Origin of the sequence: Bradyrhizobium aeschynomenes, assembly GCF_013178945.1 — a bacterium.
Lineage (GTDB): Bacteria > Pseudomonadota > Alphaproteobacteria > Rhizobiales > Xanthobacteraceae > Bradyrhizobium > Bradyrhizobium aeschynomenes.
Genome location: NZ_JABFDM010000009.1, coordinates 177,265 through 199,850 on the forward strand (window position 1 = coordinate 177,265; position 22,586 = coordinate 199,850).

22 protein-coding genes are annotated in these 22,586 nt (G+C 66.0%); 16 read left to right on the forward strand and 6 right to left on the reverse strand.

What is annotated here, in order from left to right; genetic code table 11:
* Positions 1-537 precede the first annotated feature (537 nt).
* Positions 538-1,569 carry a cytochrome-c peroxidase gene (locus HL666_RS24695; protein WP_172184098.1) on the forward strand — a complete coding sequence of 344 codons (1,032 nt, stop codon included), beginning with the start codon at positions 538-540 and terminating at the stop codon, positions 1,567-1,569.
* Between the two features lie 215 nt (positions 1,570-1,784).
* On the opposite strand, the gene cysC is transcribed toward HL666_RS24695, so the two are convergent.
* Positions 1,785-3,701, reverse strand: a complete 1,917-nt coding sequence (gene cysC / locus HL666_RS24700) for an adenylyl-sulfate kinase (protein WP_172184100.1) — start codon at positions 3,699-3,701, stop codon at positions 1,785-1,787.
* A gap of 15 nt (positions 3,702-3,716) precedes the next feature.
* Positions 3,717-4,511: a sulfate adenylyltransferase subunit CysD gene (cysD, locus tag HL666_RS24705; protein ID WP_172110560.1), complete on the reverse strand. Its 795-nt coding sequence runs from the start codon at positions 4,509-4,511 to the stop codon at positions 3,717-3,719.
* 234 nt (positions 4,512-4,745) lie between these two features.
* Here cysD and cysG point away from each other — a divergent pair, with 234 nt between their 5' ends.
* From cysG to HL666_RS24775, 14 genes are all read left to right on the forward strand, one after another.
* Positions 4,746-6,176: a siroheme synthase CysG gene (gene cysG / locus HL666_RS24710; protein WP_172184102.1), complete on the forward strand. Its 1,431-nt coding sequence runs from the start codon at positions 4,746-4,748 to the stop codon at positions 6,174-6,176.
* Positions 6,177-6,491, forward strand: coding sequence for a DUF2849 domain-containing protein (locus HL666_RS24715; RefSeq protein ID WP_011924226.1), 315 nt, complete (start codon positions 6,177-6,179; stop codon positions 6,489-6,491).
* A 10-nt stretch (positions 6,492-6,501) separates the two neighbouring features.
* Positions 6,502-8,157 (forward strand): nitrite/sulfite reductase, encoded by a 1,656-nt coding sequence (locus HL666_RS24720; protein WP_172184104.1) that lies wholly within the window; start codon positions 6,502-6,504, stop codon positions 8,155-8,157.
* A complete protein-coding gene (locus tag HL666_RS24725; RefSeq protein WP_172134435.1) occupies positions 8,144-8,662 on the forward strand; it encodes a DUF934 domain-containing protein in 519 nt (172 codons plus the stop codon). Before HL666_RS24720 ends, HL666_RS24725 begins: the two co-directional genes overlap by 14 nt.
* Positions 8,659-9,384, forward strand: coding sequence for a phosphoadenylyl-sulfate reductase (locus HL666_RS24730; RefSeq protein ID WP_172134434.1), 726 nt, complete (start codon positions 8,659-8,661; stop codon positions 9,382-9,384). Before HL666_RS24725 ends, HL666_RS24730 begins: the two co-directional genes overlap by 4 nt.
* A 201-nt stretch (positions 9,385-9,585) precedes the next feature.
* A complete protein-coding gene (locus tag HL666_RS24735; RefSeq protein ID WP_172134433.1) occupies positions 9,586-10,575 on the forward strand; it encodes a sulfate ABC transporter substrate-binding protein in 990 nt (329 codons plus the stop codon).
* Positions 10,576-10,620: 45 nt separating this feature from the next.
* On the forward strand, positions 10,621-11,454 hold the full coding sequence (gene cysT / locus HL666_RS24740) for a sulfate ABC transporter permease subunit CysT (protein ID WP_172110048.1): 834 nt from the start codon (positions 10,621-10,623) through the stop codon (positions 11,452-11,454).
* Between the two features lie 9 nt (positions 11,455-11,463).
* Positions 11,464-12,366, forward strand: coding sequence for a sulfate ABC transporter permease subunit CysW (gene cysW, locus HL666_RS24745; RefSeq protein WP_172110047.1), 903 nt, complete (start codon positions 11,464-11,466; stop codon positions 12,364-12,366).
* Complete coding sequence (locus HL666_RS24750) at positions 12,356-13,393, forward strand: sulfate/molybdate ABC transporter ATP-binding protein (RefSeq protein WP_172110046.1); 1,038 nt, start codon at positions 12,356-12,358, stop codon at positions 13,391-13,393. Before cysW ends, HL666_RS24750 begins: the two co-directional genes overlap by 11 nt.
* Positions 13,394-13,776: 383 nt before the next feature.
* Entirely contained in the window at positions 13,777-14,292 is a 516-nt protein-coding gene (locus HL666_RS24755) for a CAP domain-containing protein (RefSeq protein WP_172110559.1), read from the forward strand.
* Between the two features lie 142 nt (positions 14,293-14,434).
* Complete coding sequence (locus HL666_RS24760; protein WP_172110045.1) at positions 14,435-15,610, forward strand: DUF3734 domain-containing protein; 1,176 nt, start codon at positions 14,435-14,437, stop codon at positions 15,608-15,610.
* A gap of 5 nt (positions 15,611-15,615) precedes the next feature.
* The gene (locus HL666_RS24765) at positions 15,616-16,407 is read left to right on the forward strand and encodes a 3-hydroxybutyrate dehydrogenase (RefSeq protein WP_172184106.1); all 792 of its coding nucleotides are present in this window, start codon (positions 15,616-15,618) and stop codon (positions 16,405-16,407) included.
* Between the two features lie 264 nt (positions 16,408-16,671).
* On the forward strand, positions 16,672-16,923 hold the full coding sequence (locus HL666_RS24770) for an SWEET family sugar transporter (RefSeq protein ID WP_006614646.1): 252 nt from the start codon (positions 16,672-16,674) through the stop codon (positions 16,921-16,923).
* A 9-nt stretch (positions 16,924-16,932) separates the two neighbouring features.
* Positions 16,933-17,484: an RNA 2'-phosphotransferase gene (locus tag HL666_RS24775; RefSeq protein ID WP_172134429.1), complete on the forward strand. Its 552-nt coding sequence runs from the start codon at positions 16,933-16,935 to the stop codon at positions 17,482-17,484.
* 40 nt (positions 17,485-17,524) lie between these two features.
* On the opposite strand, the gene HL666_RS24780 is transcribed toward HL666_RS24775, so the two are convergent.
* From HL666_RS24780 to HL666_RS24790, 3 genes are all read right to left on the reverse strand, one after another.
* A complete protein-coding gene (locus HL666_RS24780; RefSeq protein ID WP_172184108.1) occupies positions 17,525-18,184 on the reverse strand; it encodes a L,D-transpeptidase in 660 nt (219 codons plus the stop codon).
* Between the two features lie 176 nt (positions 18,185-18,360).
* Positions 18,361-19,734, reverse strand: coding sequence for a lipopolysaccharide biosynthesis protein (locus tag HL666_RS24785; RefSeq protein ID WP_172184109.1), 1,374 nt, complete (start codon positions 19,732-19,734; stop codon positions 18,361-18,363).
* A 102-nt stretch (positions 19,735-19,836) separates the two neighbouring features.
* On the reverse strand, positions 19,837-20,676 hold the full coding sequence (locus tag HL666_RS24790; RefSeq protein WP_172184111.1) for a protein-disulfide reductase DsbD domain-containing protein: 840 nt from the start codon (positions 20,674-20,676) through the stop codon (positions 19,837-19,839).
* A 136-nt stretch (positions 20,677-20,812) separates the two neighbouring features.
* On the opposite strand from HL666_RS24790, the gene HL666_RS24795 reads away from it, so the two are divergent.
* Positions 20,813-21,463: a YqgE/AlgH family protein gene (locus HL666_RS24795; protein WP_172110039.1), complete on the forward strand. Its 651-nt coding sequence runs from the start codon at positions 20,813-20,815 to the stop codon at positions 21,461-21,463.
* A 183-nt stretch (positions 21,464-21,646) separates the two neighbouring features.
* Here the strand turns inward: HL666_RS24795 and HL666_RS24800 are convergent, their stop codons facing one another.
* Entirely contained in the window at positions 21,647-22,534 is an 888-nt protein-coding gene (locus HL666_RS24800; protein WP_172184113.1) for a TauD/TfdA dioxygenase family protein, read from the reverse strand.
* Positions 22,535-22,586 lie beyond the last annotated feature (52 nt).

Here is a 22,586-nt window from a genome sequence, read left to right on the forward strand (position 1 = left end):
TGGTCTCCCCGGTGCGCCGGGCTTTCTGGTCACCGTTGCCCGCGCGACGCGTGGGCGCTTCGCAGACGTGGCATCAGCGTCGGGATGCCAGGACCCCACGGCTTGGCCGTGCGCCTTAAGGACTGTCCGCCAGCATGATCGCTCACACCGCAGCCAAAGGCGCCCACCGCATCCCGCACCCGACGTCCGTGACGGTCGCGAACTGTCCCTCGTGTGGGACGGGATGCACGGATAAGATCATGGTTTCTGGAAAAAAGAAATAGAAAAATTTTTGCGCCCGGGACTGGACAGGCCAAATCAGGTTGGGGACGTTGATGAATTCGGATTTGCGGATGAATCTCGATGCGTGCCGCCTGGCCGTCGCCACCTACCAGATGACAAGCTACTCGCAGGGAGAACTGAAGCACGAGCATGGGCTCGTGCGTGCGTCTCGCAAGGACTTTGTCCGCGCCGATTCATTGCCCCTGCACAGTCCCACTTCGGACGTAAAGGCTGTCGATAACGACTTGCATCTAGCGTGTCGGGGGGAGACGGGTGATGTCGTTCACTGGGCTGCGGTCGGTCGTCCTGTGTCTGGGCCTGCTCACGCTGCCCGCGCTTGCGGCGGACAAGTCGGTGACGCCATATCTCCGCCCGGCCGAGACGAAGCCGGCGCCGACGCTGATGCAGATGCTCGTCGCCGCGTTGAAGCCGAAGTCCGTGCATGCGGCCGAGCCTGCTCACAAGCCCAGGGGTCGGCACGCCGCCGCCGCGGCGAAGAAGCCGAAGACTCCGCCCGCCACCGCGGCGACCGAGCCGCCGCCGGCGCAGCCCACCACGGCTGGTGCGACGGAGCCGCCGGCGCAGTCCACGACGGTTGGCGCGGCGGTGACGCCGCCCGGGCCGCTGTCCGAGACCGAGCTCGCCGCCAAGGGGCTGGAGCTGTTCAACGATACGAGCCTGTCGGGCGGCAACAAGGCGTCCTGCGCCACCTGCCACTTCTCGACCGGACACACCAACAACAAGACCTATGTCGGCCTCGATGTCGTCGCCGACGGCGATCCCAACGGCCGCAACACGCCGACCTTGTGGGGCGTCGGCGAGCGCGCGGTGTTCGGCTGGGCGGGGCAGGCGGCGACGCTCGAAGACAGCATCCGCGGCATCATCGTCAACCGCATGAAGGGGGCGGAGCCGTCGCAGCAGACCTTGGCGGCGCTGGTCGCCTATGTGCGCACCTTGAACTATCCGGCCAACTGGCAGGTCAAGGAGGACGGCACGCCGCGGCCCGACGCGAGCGCGGCCGTGAAGCGCGGCTATGATCTCTATATCGGCGATGGCGGCTGCGGCACCTGTCATCAGTTGCCGAGCTTCGACAAGAAGAGCAAGGACGACATCGGCACCGGCGGCAAGTTCAAGGTGCCGACCTTGCATGCGGTCGCATCGACCGCGCCGTACTTCCACGATGGCCGCACCGCATCGCTGCGCGATGCCGTCAAGCTCATGTGGGACGTCTATGCCAAGAAGATGGACTCGCGGCTGCCGACCGAGGACGAGGTCGACGATCTCACTGCCTATGTCGGGGCGCTTTAGCGCGGGTCTGAGCAGTCACCACATCGAGCTCTGACGTCCTGCCCGTCATTCCGGGGCGATCGGCAATGCGCAGCCGCGAAGCGGTTGTGCGATGACGATCGAACCTGGAATCTCGAGGTTGTTAGGAAAGAATGCAATAACGTCGAGTTTCCGGGTTCAAGGCCTGCGGCCTTGCCCCGGAATGACGTGGTGTGGGACGTTCTTGAACCAAGACGTCAGATATTCGCGCCGAGGTCGGCGATGTCGTCGAACAGCACGCCCGTTTTCGACAGCAGCGATTCGAGCTCATCGGTGGCATCGGCGATGCCGCGCGTTGCGGTGTCGATCACGAGCTCCGCATCCAGCGGCGGCTCGTAGTCGGTGCCGATGCCGGTGAAGTTCTGCAAGTTTCCGGCGCGGGCCTTGGCGTAGTGGCCCTTGGGATCGCGGCTCTCGCAGATCTCGGCGGCTGTGGCAACGTAGACCTCGCGGAACAGGTCGCCGGCGACGCGTCGCGCGGCGGCGCGGTCCTCGCGCGCGGGCGAGACCGCGGCGACGATGGCGATGTGGCCGTTGCGGGCGAGATGGGTCGCGACTTCGGCGAGGCGGCGGATGTTCTCGGCGCGGTCCTCCGGCGTGAAGCCGAGATCCCTGTTGAGCCCGGCGCGCACGGTGTCGCCGTCGAGCAGCACCGGCGCGCCGCCGCGGCTGAACAGCCGCCGCTCGAGAGCGCGAGCAAGCGTCGACTTGCCGGCGCCGGGCAGGCCGGTCATCCACACCACCGCGCCCTTGTGGCGGTAGCGGTCGGCGCGCTCCTGCGGCTGCAGGGCGGATTCCACCGGCATGATGTCGACCGGCGCCGCGCGCTTGCCGGCTGCGATCGACAGCACCAGCCCGCCGCCGGCGATGCGGCCCTGCACCTCGATGACGAGGCGACCGGTGCGCGCATTCTCGGTATAGGGATCGATGGCGACCGGCTGGGTCAGCGCGATCTCGATCTCGCCGACATGGTTGCGCGCGATCGACGCGTTCTCCTCGTTCGAGAGCGAGCCGGGATCGACCGCCTTCTCGATTGCCACCACGCTGCCGCGCGCCTCGCGGGTGCCCAGCCGCACCAGGATGTTGTCGCCCTTGGCGAGCGGCTGGTCGTGCAGCCAGAAGATGCGCGCATGTAGCCGGCGCGCGGCCTGCGGCTCGCGGCCGACATGGGCGATGACGTCGCCGCGCTCGATGAACAGCTCGCGGTCGAGCGTGATGCCGACCGAGCGGCCCGCGCCTTGCGCTGCTGTCACCGGGGTCTGCGGCCAGCCCTCGACGGTCTTGATCTTGGCGATCTTGCCGGCCGGCATGATCACGATCTCGTCGCCTGAGCGCAACTCACCGGCCTCGACGCGGCCGGCGACGATACGGCGGTCGTCGAACTTGTAGATCGCCTGCACCGGCAGGCGCAGCGGCAGGCTCGACAGCGGCTTGGCCGGCTCCAGGCCGTCGAGCGCCTCGACGACGGTCGGGCCCTTGTACCAGCCGATGCGCGAGGTGAGCTGCGCCACGCCGTCACCGTCGCGGGCGGAGATCGGGATCACCGCGACCGGCTTGACGCCGAGGCCTTCGAGATGCGCCGAGATTTCGGCCTTGATGTCGTTGAAGCGGGCTTCGCCGAAATCGACGCGGTCCATCTTGTTCACGACGACCGCGACCTGCTTCACGCCGAGCAGATGCAGGAGATAGCCGTGGCGGCGGGTCTGGTCGCGCACGCCTTCGAGCGCGTCGATGATCAGCACCGCGCCGTCGGCCTGCGAGGCGCCGGTGATCATGTTGCGCAGGAACTCGGCGTGGCCGGGCGCGTCGATCAGCACGACCTCGCGCGCATTGGTGCGGAAGCGGATCTGGGTGGTGTCGATGGTGATGCCCTGGTCGCGCTCGGTCTGCAGCGCGTCGAGCAGGAACGACCACTCGAACGGCATGCCGCGGCGCGCCGAGACTGCCTGCAGCATCTCGAGCTTGCCGTCCGGCAGGCTGCCGGTCTCATGCAGCAGGCGGCCGACCAGGGTCGACTTGCCGTGATCGACATGGCCGACGATGACGATACTGACTTGCGGGCGGCTGGTGCCGTTCGGCGTGGCGGGGGCGGCGGCCGGGACTCTCATGTTCATTGCCTCGGGCTCCGCTCAGAGATAGCCGGCCACGCGCAGACGCTCGAAGGCGTCCTCGGTCTCGTGGTCGAGCGCACGTCCGGCGCGCTCCGGGACCTTGGTGCTCTCGAGCTCGGCGAGGATCTCGGCGATGTTCGAGGCGTTCGAGGCCACCGGGAAGGTGATGTCCTGGTCGCCGAGCGAGCGATAGCGCTTGCCGTTCTTCGACAGATACAGCGGGATGATCGGGATGTTCTCGCGCGCGGTGTAGGCCCAGATGTCGGCCTCGGTCCAATGCAGGATCGGATGGATGCGCAAGTGAGCGCCCTGCGGCGGCGAGGCGTTGAAATGGTCCCAGAACTCCGGCGGCTGGTCGCGCACGTCCCAGTTGCCTTCGGCGCCGCGCGGCGAGAACACGCGCTCCTTGGCGCGCGTCGCCTCCTCGTCGCGGCGAATGCCGGCGATCAGGCCGTCGAAGCCGTGCTTGGCGAGCGCCATCTTCAGGCCCTCGGTCTTGCGCGCGGCCGAGCGGGCGGCGGGCGGCAGCGTCGGATCGACGGCATCGATCGGCGGGCACGGCTCGATCTTCAGGTCGAGGCCCCACTCCTTCGCGTAGGTGTCGCGGAAAGCGTACATCTCCGGAAACTTCTTGGCTGTATCGACATGCATGGCCGGAAACGGTACGCGGCCGAAGAACGCCTTGCGTGCCAGCCAGATCATCACGTTGGAATCTTTTCCGAGCGACCACAGCAGCGCGAGCTTCTTCAACCGTGCAAAGGCCTCGCGGAGAATGTAAATGCTCTGCGCCTCCAGCTGATCGAGATGGTCCATCGTGGGCGCGGCGCTGAGGACGCGCGGCATGGAAGATGCTTGCTCGATCTCGGATGAGGGCAACCGGTCTTTGGAAACGTCGTTGGTGAGAATGTGCATGCTGTCAGCCATCGCCTGCTTGGGAGAAAATTCTATGGCGAAGCCAAGGAATAATTTTCTCTTTACGTCCGCGACCTGACACTTATATAGAAAATAATTCCAGTCAACCCCGAAGAGTCGAAGCCGAAGAGCGCAATGCAATATCTGCCGGTGTTTCTCGATCTCAAGACCGGCCCCGTGCTGCTGATCGGCGCGGGCGAGCTCGTGCGTGCCAAGCTGCGGGTGTTGCTGTCCGCGGGTGCCCGCATCCGCTGGTTTGCGACCGATGGCGACTTCGATCTCGGCGGCTTGCGCGATGATCACGGCCAGATCGAGCGTGCTGACGGTGATCCGCTGAGTGCCGATCTCGTTGGCGTCATCGCGGTGCTGTGCGCGGGCGCCGGCGACATCGGCGTGGCCATGTCGGCGCGGGCGCGCAGCATGGGTCTGCCCGTCAACGTGATGGACGACCTCGCGCATTCCAGCTTCATCTTCCCGGCGATCGTCGATCGCGGCGACGTCGTGGTCGCCATCGGCACCGGCGGCTCGTCGCCGGTGGTGGCGCGGCGCGTGCGCGAGCGCATCGAGGCGCTGCTGCCGGCACGGATCGGCGAGCTCGCGAGCTTCATCGGCGATTTCCGCAAGACCATCAACCCGCTGATAGCGGAGATGCCGCTGCGCCGCCGCTTCTGGGAGCGCATCGTCGACGGCCCGATCGGCGCGCTGGTGCTGGCCGGCCGCAAGCAGGAAGCCGAAGCGGCGCTGCACGGCATCGCCGATCCCGCCGCATTCGCGGGCGCCGACCATGCCGGCCGCAGCGAAGGCCATGTCACCCTGGTCGGCGCCGGTCCCGGCGATCCCGATCTGCTGACCATCAAGGCGCTGCGCGCGCTGCAGGACGCCGACGTCGTCTACTACGACGAGCTGGTGACTCCCGAAATTCTCGACCGCATCCGCCGCGACGCCTCGCGCGTGCCGGTCGGCCGCCGTGTCGGCAAGCCCGGCATCGGCCAGGACGCGGTCAACAAGCTGCTGATCGACGCCGCCCGCGAGGGCAAGCGCGCGGTGCGCCTGAAGGGCGGCGACGCTTTCGTGTTCGGCCGCGGCGGCGAAGAAGTGGATGCGCTGCGCAAGGCCGGCGTGTCCTACAGCATCGTGCCGGGCATCACGGCGGGCATCGGCGCCGCCGCGCAGTTCGAGGTGCCGCTGACCTTCCGCAGCAAGGCACTGCGCATCACCTTCCTCACCGCGCACAAGGAGCGCGACGCCGAGGCGGTCGACTGGTCTGTCCTGACGGATACGAAGATGACGGTCGTCGTCTACATGGGCATGACGGCGGCGCCGGCCGTGCGCTGCGGCCTGCTCGCGGCGGGACGCTCGCCGCACACGCCGGTCGGCGTGTTCGCGCGCGTGACGCGCCCCGATGCGCAAGCCGCGGTCGGGACGCTCGATCAATTGCCGGACCTCGTTGCCAAGATCGATGGCGGCCCGGCCATCCTCATCATCGGTGACGTCGTGGCGCATTCGGCGCCGTGGCGTCAGCAGAACCTCAGTGGCGTGATTGCACAACTCCTGGAACCCGTCTGAATGACCTCCCCGCTGCAACAGAAGATCAAGATCACCGGTCCCTCGATCGTCACCGCGAACCGCACGTGGGACGGCGCCGTCATCTACCGCACCGGCAGCAAGAGCTGGTCCGATGAGCTGACCGACGCGGCGATCGTGCGCACCGCCGACGAGGCGCGCGCGCTGCTGACGGAGGCGGTGGCCGATGATCTCAACGCGATCGGTCCCTATATCGCCCCGGTCGAGGTCGCAGCCGACGGCGCGGTGAAGCCCGGCAACATGCGTGAACACATCCGGCTGACGGGCGCCACCATCGCGCTCCCGGCTCAAGCCTGAAGGCCCTCTCATGTATGCTTATGACGAAATCGACCGCACCCTGGTCAACGAGCGCGTCGCCGAATTCCGCGACCAGGTGAAGCGTCGCCTCTCGGGCGAATTGTCCGAGGACGAGTTCAAGATGCTGCGGCTACAGAACGGCGTGTATCTGCAGCTGCACGCCTACATGTACCGCATCGCGATTCCCTACGGCACCCTGGCATCGAATCAGCTGCGCCGGCTGGCGCATGTCGCGCGCCGCTACGACCGCGGCTACGGTCACTTCACGACCCGGCAGAACATCCAGTTCAACTGGATCAAGCTCGCCGAGCTGCCGGATGCGATGGCCGACCTCGCCGAAGTCGGCATCCAGTCGATGCAGACCTCCGGCAACAACATGCGCAACGTCACCTCCGACCAGTGGGCCGGCGTCGCGCCCGGCGAGATCGAGGATCCCCGCATCTGGGCCGAGCTGCTGCGCCAGTTCACGACGCTTCATCCGGAATTCTCGTTCCTGCCGCGCAAGTTCAAGATCGCGATCACGGCCTCCGATCACGATCGCGCCGCGATCAAGATCCACGACATCGGCCTGCGGCTCCTCAAGAACGAGCAGGGCGAAACCGGCTTCGAGGTGCTCGTCGGCGGCGGCCTGGGCCGCTCGCCCTTCATCGCGAAGACCATCAAGCCGTTCGTGCACGGCCACGACATCCTCAGCTATGTCGAGGCGATCCTGCGCGTCTACAATCAGTACGGCCGCCGCGACAACATCTACAAGGCGCGCATCAAGATCCTGGTGCACGAGCTCGGCATCGAGACATTCGCGGCCGAGGTCGAGGAGGAGTGGCAGCAGATTCGCGACGGTGTGCTCAAGCTCGACCAGGGCATCATCGAGGACATCCGCTCGCGGTTCTTCTATCCGGCGTACGAGACGCTGCCGGCGATGCCGGACGAGCTCAGGCAGGCCGCAGCCGATCCGACCTTCGAGGCCTGGCGCAAGAACTCGGTGTTCGCCCACAAGACGCAGGGCTATGCGATCGTGGTGGTGTCGCTGAAGCCCATCGGCAAGCCGCCGGGCGATGCGACCGCCGACCAGATGGATGCGCTCGCCGACATCGCCGACAAATATTCCTTCGGCGAGATCCGCGTCGGCCACGAGCAGAACCTGGCGCTGCCGCATGTGCGCAAGCGCGACCTGCCGGCGGTGTGGAAGGCGCTCGAGGCGATCGGGCTGGCGATCCCCAACGTCAACCTCGTCTCCGACATCATTGCCTGCCCGGGGCTCGACTATTGCTCGCTGGCAAATGCGCGCTCGATTCCGATCGCGCAGGAGATCACGCGGCGCTTCGCCAATCACGACACCGCGAACCTGATCGGCCGGCTGCACATCAACATCTCTGGCTGCATCAATGCCTGCGGCCATCATCACGTCGGCCACATCGGCATCCTCGGCGTCGAGAAGAACAACGAGGAATTCTACCAGATCACGATCGGCGGCCGTGCCGACGAGGGCGCCGAACTCGGCAGCCTGATCGGCCCCGCGGTGCCCTATGCCGAAGTTGCCGATGTCGTCGAGGACATCGTCGAAGCCTATCTTGCGCTGCGCGCGCGCCCCGAGGAGCTGTTCGTCGACACGGTGAAGCGGCTCGGGGTCGAACCATTCAGGGAGCGGGTTTATGCCACTCGTTAAGGGCGGACACATCATCGCGGACGCGTTCGTCCGCCTCACCGACGATGCCGAGCTGCCAGCGCAAGGCGCGATCCTCGTCTCCGAGACGCGGTTCCTCGCCGGCCCCGAGGCGCTGGCCGGCCGCACCAGTGGCAAGCTCGGCGTGATCTGGCCGAACAATCGCGATGTCGACGATCTCGTGCCCTATCTCGACCGGCTCGCGCTGGTCGCGCTGGTGTTCCCGAGCTTCCGCGACGGCCGCGCCTACACCCAGGCGCGCCTGCTGCGCGAGCGCTACTCCTATCGCGGCGAGCTGCGCGCCACGGGCCAGGTGCTGCGCGATCAGTTCGTGTTCATGCTGCGCGCCGGCTTCGACGCGTTCGACGTCAAGAAGCAGGCGGACGCGGAAGCGTTCACCGAGACCGTGAAGCGCTATTCGGTGTTCTACCAGCCGGCCGGCGACGGCCGGCTCTCGGCGCTGCATCAGCGGTTGCAGCTGCGTCATTCGGAGAGTGCAGGACTGTGAGCACTTTGGCTGCATCGTCGTCCCTCGGACAGGTCCCTGTCGCGTCGCTGGACGCCGCGCTGCGCACGGCCTCGCCGCAAGAGGTCATCGCGGCTGCGTTGCAGGCGATCGGCCGCGAGCGGCTTGCGGTCGTCTCCTCCTTTGGCTCGGAATCGGCGGCGCTGCTGAAAGTGACCGCCGATGTCGATCCGGCGATCCCGGTGATCTTCCTCGACACCGGGCACATGTTCACGGAGACGCTCGCTTACCGCGACCGGCTGATCGAGATCCTTGGCTTGCGCGACGTACGCTCGATCAAGCCCGACGCCGCGGCCCTGGCGCGCGAGGATGCCGACAACGAACTCTGGTTCTCCGATCCCGACGCCTGCTGCCGCATCCGCAAGGTCGAACCCTTGGCGCGGGCGCTGGCGCCCTTCGCAGCCTGGATCAACGGCCGCAAGCGTTTCCAGGGCGGCTTGCGCGCGGCGATTCCCGTCGTCGAGCAGGACGGCACGCGGGTGAAATTCAATCCGTTCGCCAATGTGACCCGCGACGACATCGCGGAGATCTATCGCTCGGCGGACCTGCCGCAGCATCCGCTGGTGGCCGCGGGCTTCCGCTCGATCGGCTGCATGCCCTGCACGAGCCGGTCGGATCATGGCGAAGACGAACGCGCGGGCCGTTGGCGCGGCCGTGACAAGACCGAATGCGGCATCCACACGGTGGTAACCTCGGCGGTCTAGTTGAATCCCGGCCGGCTCTGAGGGCAGTCACGACGACATTGTGTCGCGGCAAGAACAGCTATGCCGAGGCTGGGCACATCGTAGCAAAATGCTGATGTCCAGCCGGAAACAAGAAAATCCGGTTTCGTTGACTCGGACGGGCAGATCCGGCGATCTGCAGGACGCGCCTGCAACATTGCGGGCCTGGAATGGAGAGCTTCGATGATGCGGCGTGTTCTGGCTGTTGTCGCTGGTCTGGCCTGGGCGGGATCGGCCTATGCCGCCGACGTGAGCCTGCTCAACGTGTCCTACGATCCGACCCGTGAGCTGTATGTCGAGTTCAACAGGGCGTTTGCGGCGAGCTATCAGAAGGAGACCGGCAAGAGCGTCGAGATCAAGCAGTCGCATGGCGGCTCCGGCGCCCAGGCGCGCAGCGTGATGGACGGCCTGCAGGCGGACGTCGTGACCCTGGCGCTGGCCTATGACATCGATGCCATCGCGGGCAGGGGGCTGCTCGACAAGGAGTGGCAGAAGCGTTTGCCGCAGAACGCCGCGCCCTACACCTCGACGATCGTGTTCCTGGTCCGCAAGGGCAACCCCAAGGGCATCAAGGACTGGGACGACCTGCTCAAGTCGGGGGTCGACGTCATCACCCCCAATCCGAAGACCTCCGGCGGCGCCCGCTGGAACTACTTGGCCGCCTGGGGCTACCAGCTGAAGAAGACCGGCTCGGCCGACAAGGCCAGGCAGTTCGTCGCCGACCTTTATAAGCACGTTCCCGTGCTCGACACCGGCGCCCGCGGTGCCACCGTCACCTTCGTCGAGCGCGGCGTCGGCGACGTGCTGCTGGCCTGGGAGAACGAGGCCTATCTGGCGTTGAAAGAATTCGGTAAGGAAAAGTTCGAGATCATCTCGCCGTCATTGTCGATCCTGGCCGAACCGCCAGTTGCCGTCGTCGACCGGGTTGTGGCCAAGAAGGGCACGCAGGCGGCTGCCGAAGCTTATCTGAAGTACTGGTATACGAAGGAAGGCCAGGAAATCGCCGCACGCAACTTCTATCGTCCGCGCGATCCCGACGTGGCCAAGAGCTACGCCGACGCGTTCGCCAAGCTCGATCTGTTCACGATCGACGACGTGTTCGGCGGTTGGACCAAGGCGCAGAAGGATCATTTCGGCGAGGGCGGCATCTTCGATCAGATCTACAAGAACTGATGATGCGGTACGGGATAGGGACATCGGAATGAGCCAGGTGGCTTCTTGAGCGTACTTGCACCCCGACGCAGCACCTTGCCGGGCTTCGGTCTCACCATGGGACTGACGCTGACCTGGCTGTCCCTGATCGTGCTGATTCCCCTGGCCGGGCTGTTCGTCCGCTCGACCGACCTGAGCCTGGCGCAGTTCTGGGACATCGTCACCAGCCGGCGCACCTTGAGCGCGCTGAAGATCTCGTTCGGCCTCTCCTTCGCGGCTGCGTGCGTCAACCTCGTGATGGGCACGATCGTGGTCTGGGCGCTGGTGCGCTACCGCTTCCCGGGCCGGCGGCTGTTCGACGCCATCGTCGACGTGCCGTTCGCGCTCCCGACGGCGGTCGCCGGTGTGGCGCTGACGGCGCTGTTCGCGCAAAAGGGCTGGCTCGGCGCGCCGCTGGCCGCGATGGGGATCAAGGTGGCGTTCACGCCGCTCGGCATCTTCATCGCGATGATCTTCATCGGCATCCCCTTCGTGGTCCGCACCGTGCAGCCGGTGCTGATCGATCTCGATCCGGAGATCGAGGAGGCGGCCGCCAGCCTCGGCGCCAGCCGCTGGCACATCGTCACGAAGGTGATCCTGCCGAGCCTGACGCCGGCGCTGCTCACCGGCTTCGCGCTCGCCTTCGCCCGCGCGGTCGGCGAGTACGGCTCGGTGATCTTCATCGCAGGTAATCTCCCGAACGTCTCCGAGATTGCTCCCCTGTTGATCGTGATCCGCCTGTCCGAGTTCCGCTATGCCGACGCCACGGCCATTGCCGTGGTGATGCTTGTGGTGGCATTCGTAATCATCTTCGCGGTGAATCGCCTGCAGCGCTGGGCCCAGTCCCAGGCGTCCACCTGAGGCCGCGACATGAGCATCGAGATGACCCTGCAACGGACGCCGGACGGTTCGGCGCGCAGCCTTGCCGAGAGCGCCGCCCGCCGCGATCCGCGCGCCGAGCCTGCCATCGTTCGCGTCGCCATCATCACCCTGGCGATCGCCTTTCTGTCCATCTTCGTCGTGCTGCCGCTTGTGGTCGTGTTCGTGGAGGCGTTCGGCAGGGGCGTGGTGGCCTACCTGTCCGCGCTGGCCGACCCCGAGGCGTGGTCCGCCATCCGCCTCACGCTCGGCGTCGCGGCTGTCTCGGTCGGCACCAACCTGGTGTTCGGCCTTGCCGCTGCCTGGGCGATCACCAAGTTCGACTTTCCCGGCAAGACCTTCCTGATCACGTTGATCGACCTGCCATTCTCGGTGAGCCCCGTGATCTCCGGCCTCGTCTTCGTGCTGCTGTTCGGCGCGCAGGGCTTTCTCGGGCCGTGGCTGCAGGATCACGATCTGCAGATTCTCTTCGCGTTTCCCGGCATTGCGCTCGCCACGATCTTCGTCACATTTCCGTTCGTGGCTCGCGCCCTGATCCCGCTGATGCAGGAGCAGGGCACGCAGGAGGAGGAGGCGGCGATCTCGCTCGGCGCTTCGGGCCTGCAGACCTTCTTCCGCGTCACCTTGCCCAACATCAAATGGGGCGTGCTGTACGGCGTCCTGCTCTGCAACGCGCGCGCGATGGGCGAGTTTGGCGCGGTGTCGGTGGTCTCAGGCCACATCCGCGGCGAGACCAACACCATGCCGCTGCTGGTCGAGATCCTCTACAACGAGTACCAGATGGTGGCGTCGTTCGCGATCGCCTCGCTGCTCGCGATGCTCGCGCTGATCACGCTCATCGCCAAGACCATTCTCGAACGCAACATCGACGGGGACATGCCGCATGACGATTGAAGCGAGAGGCGTCGTCAAGAGCTTCGGCGCGTTCAAGGCGCTCGACGGCGTCGACCTCAAGGTCGCCAATGGCGAACTGCTGGCGCTGCTCGGCCCCTCAGGCTCCGGCAAGACCACGCTTCTGCGCATCATCGCCGGGTTGGAATGGCCCGACGCCGGCGAGATCCTGTTCGACGGTGAGAACGCGCTCGACCGTGGTGCGCGCGAGCGCCATGTCGGCTTCGTGTTCCAGCACTACGCGCTGTTCCGGCACATGAACGTGTTCGAGAACGTCGCCTTCGGCCTGCGCGTGCAGCCGCGTCGCATCCGCAAGACCGAGGCGCAGATCCGCGCACGCGTGAAGGAGCTGCTCGACCTCGTGCAGCTCGACTGGCTCGCCGACCGCTACCCGAGCCAGCTCTCCGGCGGCCAGCGCCAGCGTATCGCGCTGGCACGCGCGCTCGCCATCGAGCCGCGCATCCTGCTGCTCGACGAGCCGTTCGGCGCGCTCGACGCCAAGGTGCGCAAGGAGCTCAGGCAATGGCTGCGCACCCTGCATCACTCGATCAACGTCACGTCGATCTTCGTCACGCACGATCAGGAGGAGGCGCTGGAGGTCGCGCACCGCGTCGTGGTGATGGACAAGGGCCGCATCGAGCAGGTCGGCTCGCCCAGCGACGTCTACGACAGCCCGGCGACCGCCTTCGTCCATGGCTTCATCGGCGAATCGATCATGCTGCCGGTGGAGGTCACCGGCGGCGCCGTGCATCTCAACGGCCGGCCTCTGGACATCGCCGTGGAGGGCGGCGCCGCTGGCGCCTCGACGTTGTTCGTGCGCCGCCACGACATGCTGATCGGCCCGGCCGACAGCGGCACGCTGCATGGCGCCGTGACCCATGTGCGCAGCTTCGGTCCGGTGCAGCGCGCCGAGATCGCGCTCACGGAAGGCTCCACCATCGAGATCGACGCCCCGCGCGATCGCGAGCTGCGCATCGGAGATAGGGTCGGACTGAAGCCGCGGCATTACCGGATCTTCGCCGGCGGGTAGGGTGGTCGCGTCAAACTCCACTTCGAGTCGTCAGTCACAGGCCGCCGACCAAAATTCGGTGTCGTCCCGGACAAGCCCGGCAACGCGAAAGCGTTGGCGGGCGCCGATCCGGGATCCATACTCCGTGCAGCCTGTTCGAGGCACGCTGGAGCGGCATCACGTCTCACCAGAGCCGCTGCGGATTATGGGTCCCGGCGCGGAGGCCGGGACGACACCGAGGGTGTTGCGCCGTCCTTGGCTTGACCGAACTGGCATTATGGTTGACGAACCGTTGCCGGCCGGAACGGCTCGAATTGCATCGATGGAACTTACCGTCGATTCACCTTTCAGCCACGGTTGATGTGCAACAACCCGCCTCTGTTATCGGCATAGGGATCGGTTCATTGAAGCATCGGGCAATCGCTTTCTCCATCGCATTCCTGCTCGCCGGCTGCGCGGCGGAGGCGCCGGTCGTGCAGGCGCCGACCATGTATGCCGACATGGCGGTTGCCGGAGCGAAGCTCGATGCCGTCGCTGCCGCGACGATGATCTCACAGTACCGTCAGAACAACGGGCTCGGCACGGTCGAGGTCGACCCCGAGCTGATGCGGCTCGCGGAGTCGCAATCGAACGCGATGGCCGACAAGAACAAGCTCGATCACGACGTGCGTGCGCCGCTGGCCAAGCGCTTGACGGGTGCGGGCTATGATGCGGTGGTGGCGGTGGAGAACGTCTCGGCCGGCTACCATACGCTGGCGGAGGCCTTTTCCGGCTGGCGGGACTCGCCGCCGCACCGGGCCAACATGCTCAAGACGGGTGTCACCAAAATAGGCATCGCCGCGAGCTACGCGCCCAATACCAAGTACAAGGTGTTCTGGACCATGATTCTTGCCACGCCGGATGCCAAGAAGCCGTCGTGACAGGCAGGCCTGCCGCAGCCTTGCGCACTGGTGCCGCGTCCGCTGCGATCTCGTGTGACGGTCGTCACCCAGACCTTGGGGTGGATTGACGTCACCGCGAAGTGACGCCACGTTGGCGCTTGTTTTGCTAATGACCGCCGTAATGACGCAGCATCCATTTCCCCCGCAGCCCGCAACCCCCACCCAGTCGCAACGTGTTCTCGTCCTGCAGGGCGGCGGCGCGCTCGGCTCCTATCAGGCCGGCGCCTACCAGGCACTGTGTCATTTCGACTTCGAGCCGGAATGGGTCGCCGGTATTTCGATCGGCGCGATCAATGCCGCGATCATCGCCGGCAACGACCGCGACAAGCGCATCGGCCGTCTCAAGGAGTTCTGGGAGATGGTGTCGTCCCCGGTGCCTTGGAAGCCGCTGCTCGACGGCGACCATCACCGCTCGGCCTTCAACGAGGCGAGCGCGGCGCTCATCGCGGCGTTCGGCGTGCCCGGCTTCTTCACGCCGCGCTTCCCGCCGGCCCCGCTGTGGCCGGCCGGCAGCCTGCAATCCGTCAGCTACTACGACACTGCGCCGTTGAAGCGGACGCTCGAGCGGCTGGTCGATTTCGATCGCATCAACGACCTCAAGACGCGTTTGTCGGTCGGCGCCGTCGGCGTCACCACCGGCAATTTCACCTATTTCGACAATGTCGAATTCAAGAAGCAGGGCAAGCGTATCGGGCCTGAGCACATCATGGCCTCGGGCGCGCTGCCGCCCGGCTTCCCGCCGGTCGAGATCGACGGCGAGCATTATTGGGACGGCGGCATCGCGTCGAACACGCCGCTGGACTACGTGCTCGACAGCGAGACCGATCGCGATCTGCTGATCTTCCAGGTCGACCTGTTCTCCGCGCGCGGTGACCTGCCGCGAACACTGCTGGAAGCGGCCGAGCGCGAGAAGGACATCCGCTATTCGAGCCGCACGCGGATGAACACCGACAAGAACCGGATGATCCACAACACGCGCAAGGCGTTCCGCGAGCTTTACGCCAAGCTGCCCGACGAGCTGCGCAACGATCCGTCGCTGGAGATCCTGTGCAAGGCGGCGCAGGAGAACACCGTGACGGTGGTGCACCTGATCTATCGCAGCAAGAACTACGAGACGTCCTCCAAGGACTATGATTTCTCCCATGTCGCGATGATCGAGCATTGGGAGGCGGGCGTGCGCGACGTCCACCAATCGATGAGTCACAAGGACTGGCTGGAGCGGCCGCAGTCCGGCGAGACCATGGTCACCTACGATCTCACGCAGGACGGCGGCCTCGCCGCCGCCAAGAAGGAGTGAAGCACATGACGACGAATTTGAAGGGCAAGACCGCGGTCGTGACCGGCTCGACCAGCGGCATCGGGCTGGCCTATGCGCGCGCCTTTGCCTCGGCCGGGGCCAACATCGTGCTCAACGGCTTCGGCGCAGCCGCCGACATCGAGAAGGAGCGCGCCGCGATCGAGAGCGACTTCAAGGTGAAGGCCGTGCACTCGCCGGCCGACATGAGCAAGCCGGCCGAGATCGCCGGCATGATCGCGCTCGGCGAGACGACGTTCGGCTCGGTCGACATCCTTGTCAACAATGCCGGCATCCAGTTCGTCTCGCCGGTCGAGGATTTCCCGCCGGAGAAGTGGGAGCAGATCATCGCCATCAATCTCTCCTCTGCCTTCTATGGCATCCGCGCCGCGGTGCCGGGGATGAAGAAGCGCGGCTGGGGCCGCATCATCAACACGGCCTCCGCGCACTCGCTGGTGGCCTCGCCGTTCAAGTCGGCCTATGTCTCGGCCAAGCACGGCATCGCCGGGCTCACCAAGACGGTGGCGCTCGAGCTCGCCACCTTCAAGATCACCTGCAACTGCATCTCGCCGGGCTACGTCTGGACGCCGCTTGTCGAGAAGCAGATCCCCGACACGATGAAGGCGCGCAATCTCACCAAGGAGCAGGTCATCAACGACGTGCTGCTGGCGGCACAGCCGACCAAGGAGTTCGTGACGTCGGAGCAGGTGGCGGCGCTGGCGCTGTTCCTGTGCGGTGACGATGCCGCGCAGATCACCGGCACCAATCTGTCGATCGACGGCGGCTGGACCGCCGCGTAGCTTTGTCTGGTTGGGGCGGGGCCTGCCCCACCCTTGCTGTCATCGTCCGCGCAGGCGGACGATCCAGTATTCCAGAGACGGCAGGCCGTGATCGAGGGGCCGCGGCGTACTGGATTCCCCGCTTTCGCGGGGAATGACCGAGGGTGTCGCGAAGTCGAGCACCTCTCACGCGAAGCGATCAAATTCGCGCCGGAGCGGGTTTCGCTTCGGCGCGGGTCATTCTACAAGCGTGCGTTTCCACGACCAGCGCACGGACTTTTCATCTTGCTGACCACGATCATCGGCCTCGGCGCCGCCACCTGCACCACATGCTCGTTCCTGCCCCAGGTCATCAAGGCCTGGCGCTCGCGCTCGACCCATGACATCTCGATGGGCATGTTCGTGCTGCAGACCACCGGCAACTCGATGTGGCTGCTCTACGGCGCGCTGATCAGCGACCTGCCGCTGGTCGTCGCCAACGCCATCACGCTGGGCCTGGTCGCGGCGATCCTCGGCCTGAAGCTGCGCTACGGTTAGGCGCTGACGATGGCTTCCGATCCGGTGCGCCTGAGCAAATTCCTGAGTCTCGTGCTGCGGCATCAGCCGGAGACGATCGGCCTCGCGCTGGACGCCCGGGGCTGGGTTGTCATCGATGATCTGATCGCCCGCGCCGCCGCGGCGGGAACGGCGTTCAGCCGGGCGGACCTCGAGCACGTGGTCGCGACCAGTGACAAGAAGCGCTTCACCGTCTCGGAGGATGGGCAGCGCATTCGCGCCGCGCAGGGCCATTCGGTGGCTGTTGAGCTCGGCCTGACGCCGCGCGAGCCGCCGGCTGTGCTCTATCACGGCACGGCGACCAGGTTCGTCGAAGCGATCATGGCGCAGGGCTTGAAGCCGCAATCACGCCAGCAGGTGCATCTGTCTCTCGACCACGCGACGGCCGTGAATGTCGGGCGGCGGCACGGCAAGCCGATCGTGCTGCGGGTCGATGCCGCAGCGATGCATCGTGCGGGCCTGCGATTCTACGTTGCTGACAACGGTGTCTGGCTGACCGACGTGGTGCCGCCGGAATTCCTGACCACTGCCGCCGCGCCCTGAGCTGAGCACGGTCCGGCCGACATGCGGAACGCCGCAGCGGTCAGCTGCGGCGCGCGAAGATGTTCGTGTTGGTCGAGGCGACGCTCTGGCCGGGCGGCAGCACGACCACGGTCGAGCCGAGCTGCACGCGGCTGTAGAGATCGGCGACGTCGGTATTTGTCATGCGGATGCAGCCGGACGAGATCGCCTGGCCGATATATTCCGGCTGGTTGGTGCCGTGGATGCGGTACAGCGAGTCCTTGTTGCCCTCGTAGAGATAGATCGCGCGGGCGCCGAGCGGATTGGCGGGGCCGCCGGCGACGCGCTTCGGATACGGCCCGAGCCGGGCCTGGATCTCGGCGGTGGGAACCCAGTCCGGCCATTCGGCGAGCTTGCCGACCGTGGCGACGCCGTGGAAGGCCTGCGCCTCCTCGCCGACGGCGACGCCGTAGCGGATCGCCTTGCGTTCGGGCAGCACGTAGTAGAGGAAGCGCGCATCGGTATCGACGACGATCGTGCCCGGCTGCTCCTGCCGCGTGTACTCCACGATGTGGCGCTGGAACTGCTGCGGGATCTGCGCCTCGGCGTGGGGGGCGCGCGCGAGCAGCTGACGATCGCGGGGTGTGAGCGCTGCATCGGAGGTCGGCGACAACGTCGCTTCCATGCAGCCGGCCACCAACAAAGTGCCGGCCAGCGACACTGCGAGCCCCAGTCTCGACATCTCGATCTCCCCCAACGCGCGGTCGAATTCATGTGCCCGGAGGATCGCGCCAATATCAAGGCGTTGCACCCAACACTTGCGTGATCGCTGCGTGTCCCAGGCTGCGGTGATGCGACGCTCTCAGTTCCGTCGGGCGAAGGTCAAGATGACGCAACAGATGCGTCGAGACCGGTTCCTCACGATGCCTTGCCGAAGGCGAGAACGTGAAGGCCGAGGCGCTGCTTGACGATACGGAACAGCAGCACGGTCTCGAACGCGAGGGACAGCGAGGTGGCCGCCGCCGCGCCATGGCCGCCGAACTGCGGCACCAGCAGGATGCACAAAATGAGGTTCATCACGAACGCCGCCGCATAGGCCATCGCGCAGGCGCGCTGCTGGCCGAGCATGTTGAGGAGCCGTTCGACGGGACCGATCGCGGAGCGGACCACGAGGCCGATCGCGGCGATGAACATGATGTCGTAGCCCGCAGTGAATTGCGCGCCGAACAGCCACAGCAGCGGCTTGCCGAGCGCGAGCAGCACCAGCGTCGCCGCCAGCGACGGCCAGAACGTCCATTTGATCGCATAGGCCACATAGGCCGACAGTCGCGCCTTGTCGCCGAGCGCGTGATATTCGGCGAAGCGATGCGCCGTCGTCGCCGACATCGCGTAGTGGATGAACGACACCAGCGCGAGCGTCTTGACGACTGCGAAATAGATGCCGACCTCCTCGGAGGAACGGAATTGCTGCAGCACCAGCACGTCGGTGTAGGACAGCAGCAGATAGAAGCTCTCGACCAGCAGGATCGGCAGCGAGATCGCGAGCCAGCCGCGCAGATCGTATTGTTTGCACCCCGCCTCGATGTGGCGCCCGAGCCTGCGGTTCAGCACCAGCATCTGGCCGAGCATCGCGAGCCACACCGCCGCGGCGCTCGCGGCCATCGCCACGGTGGCGCCGAGCTGCAGCCCGAGCATGAAGGCGCCGGCGGTGAAGCCGATGATCAGCGTCTGGCGGATGATGAATTGCGGCATCAGCCCGAGCGCCATCCAGTCGTGCGAGCGCGCGATGCCGTCCTGGGTGTTGGCGACGACGAAGGCGGGCAGCGTGAGGCAGCCGATGTAGAGCGGCATGCGCTCGCTGGCGTCGATCCACGGCGACAGCAACGCGATCAGTCCGGCGAGCAGCAGCGCGGCGACCGTGGACGTCGCCAAGGTCAGCCAGCGGCCGCCGGAGAGAAAGCCGCGCAGCAGCGCGTGCTGGCCCGAGGTGCGATAGTCCGGGATGATCTTCTGCGCCGAGGAGGCGATGCCGAAATCGAGCATGCTGCCGAGCAGCAGCACCCAGGTCCAGACATAGACGTAGGTGCCGTAGTCCGAGCCGCCCATCCAGCGCGCCAGAAGGATCTGGCTGAGATAGGCGAGGCCGGCGCTGAGCACGCGGATCAGGAAAATGGTGCCGGCCAGCCGCCGCGTCAGCGACGCTTCGCCGCTGCCGCCGAGCGCGCGCAGGCGCGCTTTCAGCCGGGCTGCGAGGCCTGACGATGCGGTGGTGCGGGTGTCGATCACGGCCACGGCGAAGGCTCCACGGCCGCACGGAGGGCGGCGAGGATCCTGTCCTATCAACGCATCGTTAAGAATGGGTTGGACGGGCTGCGCCCAGTCTGCCGGCGCGGGTCATGGCAGGTTGACGTTGAACTCGTAGGCCTTGTCGGGCGCCACCAGAGTGAACTTCAGCGCCGCGCCGTCGGGTTTGACGCCGGGCGGCACGCCGTCGAGCTCGAAGGCGAAGCGCTTGATGCCGGGCGTGTCGCTGTCGCGCGCTTGCGGGATCGGCAAGGCCCAGTCCGGCGTCGGTCCCTCGACATAGAGATGGATGCCGCGCGGATCAGCCGCGGCAACATCGACGATGACGTCCTTCTTGCCGTCGCGCCTGACACTGCGGATCGTCAACGGCGTGGCGTCACCGACATTGGCGGGCTTCGGCACGGTGTCGAGCGCGGCCGACAGTGACGCGTCCTCGGTGCTGGCGACGCTGGTGAAGGCGAGCTCCGCCTTCGCTTCCACCGGGATGCAGATCTTCTCGCAGACGGCGTAGCTGATGTCGGCGCGCAACGTCATCGGCTTGTCGGCGCTCTTGGCGACGATGCGCAACGGCAGCACGACCTGATCGTGATAGCCGAGCGAATGTCCGCCGGCGCCGTCGTCGAACTTGGTCGGCGCCGGCCACAGGACGGTCACTGCTTCGACATTGTCCGACTTGGAAAAGTCGAATCGCGGCGGCACACCGGAATCGCCGGGCGTGCGCCAGTAGGTCTTCCATCCCGGCTGCAGCTGGATGGCGATGCCGCCGAGCATGACCGGCCCGCTGCGCGACCCTGCGAGCAGGCGGATCGCGGAGTGGCCGTCGCGCTGCCAAGGCGAGGAATCCTGCGCCCGTGCACCGGCACAAGGCCAGGACAGCAGAACGACGGCGGCGAGCAGTGTGGCGGGAAGACGAGGAACCAAGGCGGACATGAGACGTCTTTAAAGTTTGGATCGGGCGCAAACCATTGAATTGCTTGTGAGCGGATTCGGACGCTGAGGCCTGAACCTTGATTGACAGATGCGCATCCCAATATCAGGATATCAACCATCATGAGAGTCCTTGCGGATGAATCCTGAAGCAAAAAGGCTCGGCGACATTCGCCGCAAAATGACCGGGATCGGGGATCATGCCTCTCAAGGCGGTTACCTCGACGGCCAGTTGCTGGTCGCAATGCCGGTGATGGGTGATTCCCGCTTCGAGCGCTCCGTGATCTATCTGTGCGCCCACTCCGCTGAAGGCGCCATGGGTATCATGGTGAACCGGCCGGCCGGCAGCATCGATTTCCCGCAGCTCCTGATGCAACTGAATATCATCGAGAAGGGCGATCAGATCAGCCTGCCGGACAGCGCCGAGACCATGAAGGTGCTGAGCGGCGGTCCGGTCGATACCGGACGCGGTTTCGTGCTGCATTCGAGCGACTACTTCATCGCCAACGCGACGTTGAAGATCAACGACGGCGTTTGCCTGACGACGACGATCGACATCCTCAAGGCGATCGCCAAGGGCAACGGCCCGAAGCATGCCATTCTCGCGCTCGGCTATGCCGGCTGGCGTGCGGGCCAGCTCGAGGAGGAGATCCAGGACAATGGCTGGCTGCACTGCGACGCCGATCCCGAGCTGATCTTCGGCGATAATGTCGAGAACAAGTACGATCTGGCCTTGCGCAAGATCGGCATCGATCCCGGCATGCTGTCCAACGCCGCGGGCCATGCGTAGGTCCTCTCGATAAGCGCGCGTCCCGGCCCGGCGGCCTCACAGCCCGCCATAGTGGGCCCTCTGCCTCTCCACGGTCATTGCGAGCGCAGCGAAGCAATCCGTCGTCCCGTGACGACCCTGGATGGCTTCGTCGCTTCGCTCCTCGCAATGACGACTTCTTCTGACAGCCGCGGTGGAGACGAGCTACTCCGCAGCCTGCTGCGCCACCGTCGGCTCGGTGCCGGCTACCGTCGCGCGGCGCATGTCGCGGGGCTGCGACTGATCGTAGCGGCGCACGCGGTGCATGGTCTGGCGATTGTCCCACATGATGAGATCGTGTCGCGTCCATCTGTGGATGTAGACGAACTCCGGCTGCGTGGCGTGCTCGGTGAGATCGCGCAACAGCAGCCGTCCCTCGGGCACGCTCATGCCGACCACCGCGCCGGCATGCGATGACAGATACAGCGACTTGCGGCCATGTGCAGGATGCGTGCGCACCAGGCGCTGCCTGACCGGCTTGAACATCGCCTTCTCCTCGTCGCTGTAGTCGAGGAAGCCGAGCGAGCCGCGCGAATGCATCAGCGAGTGTTCGCAGACGAGATTCTCGATCTCCGCCTTCGTCTCCTGATCGAGCGCGTCATAGGCCGCGCGCATGTCGGCGAACTCGGTGTTGCCGCCCTTCGGATTGACGATGCGTGCCGACAGGATCGAGTACTTCGCCGGGATCGGCCGGAACGAGCTGTCGGAATGCCACAGGCAGTTGCCGAGATTGAACAGATGCGTGCGATGGTCTGATGGCAGCGGCTTGCCGTCCTTGCCGAGGTTGGAGACGTCGTTGAGCCCGGTGGTGAGGCGATAGTCCTCCTTCTTCGTGACCGTACCGCCGCGCGCCTGCTCGCGCTCGCCGAAATTCAGCGCGAAGGCGAGCTGCTGCTCGTCGCTGATGTCCTGATCATGGAACACCAGGACGGCGTAGTGATCGATCGCGGCCTGCAGCTGCGCGACGTCGTCGCGTGTGAGGGGAGTGCGCAGATCGACGCCAGAGACCTCGCCGACGAAATGGGGATGCAACTGCCGAATGGCGATCGCCATGGCGTCCTCCTTGCGTGCCCTCATGATGGCGAACTGACGTCCGCTTCCGGTG